Origin of the sequence: Corallococcus sp. AB045, from assembly GCF_003668895.1 — a bacterium.
In the GTDB taxonomy this organism is placed as follows: Bacteria; Myxococcota; Myxococcia; order Myxococcales; family Myxococcaceae; genus Corallococcus; species Corallococcus coralloides.
Genome location: NZ_RAWN01000427.1, coordinates 1 through 837, shown reverse-complemented (window position 1 = coordinate 837; position 837 = coordinate 1). Strand labels below are relative to the sequence as shown.

At 60.3% G+C, this 837-nt stretch carries 2 protein-coding genes and 4 tRNA genes; all 6 read left to right on the top strand.

Going from position 1 to position 837, the window contains the following annotated elements:
• Positions 1–149: TrmH family RNA methyltransferase (locus D7Y21_RS41295; RefSeq protein ID WP_147469542.1), on the top strand; the 149-nt coding region annotated here is incomplete at its 5' end.
• 126 nt (positions 150–275) lie between these two features.
• Positions 276–348 (top strand) — tRNA-Thr (locus D7Y21_RS41290).
• Positions 349–430: 82 nt separating this feature from the next.
• A tRNA-Tyr gene (locus tag D7Y21_RS41285) sits at positions 431–514 on the top strand.
• Between the two features lie 9 nt (positions 515–523).
• Positions 524–599 (top strand) — tRNA-Gly (locus tag D7Y21_RS41280).
• A 21-nt stretch (positions 600–620) separates the two neighbouring features.
• Positions 621–696, top strand: a tRNA-Thr gene (locus D7Y21_RS41275).
• Positions 697–712: 16 nt separating this feature from the next.
• A partial coding sequence (locus D7Y21_RS41270) for a GTP-binding protein (RefSeq protein WP_233588040.1) occupies positions 713–837 on the top strand: 125 nt, incomplete at its 3' end.

The window sequence follows — 837 nt, the reverse complement described above, 5'->3', positions numbered from 1 at the left end:
GGGCGGGCGTGAGGGAAGGCGTCCTCAAGCACTGCGACTTCCGCCTCCGGATTCCCATGGGCGGTCAGGTCGGTTCATTGAATGCGTCGGTTTCCGCCGCGATTCTGCTATACGAGGTCGCCCGTCAGCGGGGCCGTCCTTCCCGCTGACGACCCCGGATCAATCTCCTTGACTTGGAGAGTGGGGGCTTTTAAAAGGTCGCGCCTCTCAGGTCGCTGCCGAGGGGTTGACGGTCCGCCCGGGATGAGGTAGGGCGGGGCAGTTGCTGGATGGATGCCGGTGTAGCTCAGTCGGTAGAGCAACTGATTTGTAATCAGTAGGTCGCGGGTTCAAATCCCGCCGCCGGCCAGGTAGGACGGGCCGCGGATAAGGGCCCGGGACGCAGCAGGATGGTGTAGAGAGCAGCACGCAGCACCACAAGCGAATATCTGGAGAGATGCCCGAGCGGCCAAAGGGAGCAGACTGTAAATCTGCCGGCTCTACGCCTACGGTGGTTCGAATCCACCTCTCTCCACTCGGCAATGCGGGAATAGCTCAGTTGGTAGAGCGTCAGCCTTCCAAGCTGAATGTCGTGGGTTCGAATCCCATTTCCCGCTCCAACCGTTGTAGTGAATCGCCAAGCCCTGATAGCTCAGTTGGCAGAGCGCATCCTTGGTAAGGATGAGGTCACCAGTTCAATCCTGGTTCAGGGCTCCATTTTTCGAGGAGTGTCATGTCCAAGGAAAAGTTCGATCGCAGCCTGCCCCACGTGAACATCGGAACGATTGGGCACGTGGACCACGGCAAGACGTCGCTGACGGCGGCCATCACGAAAGTGCTGGCGAAGACGGGCGGCGC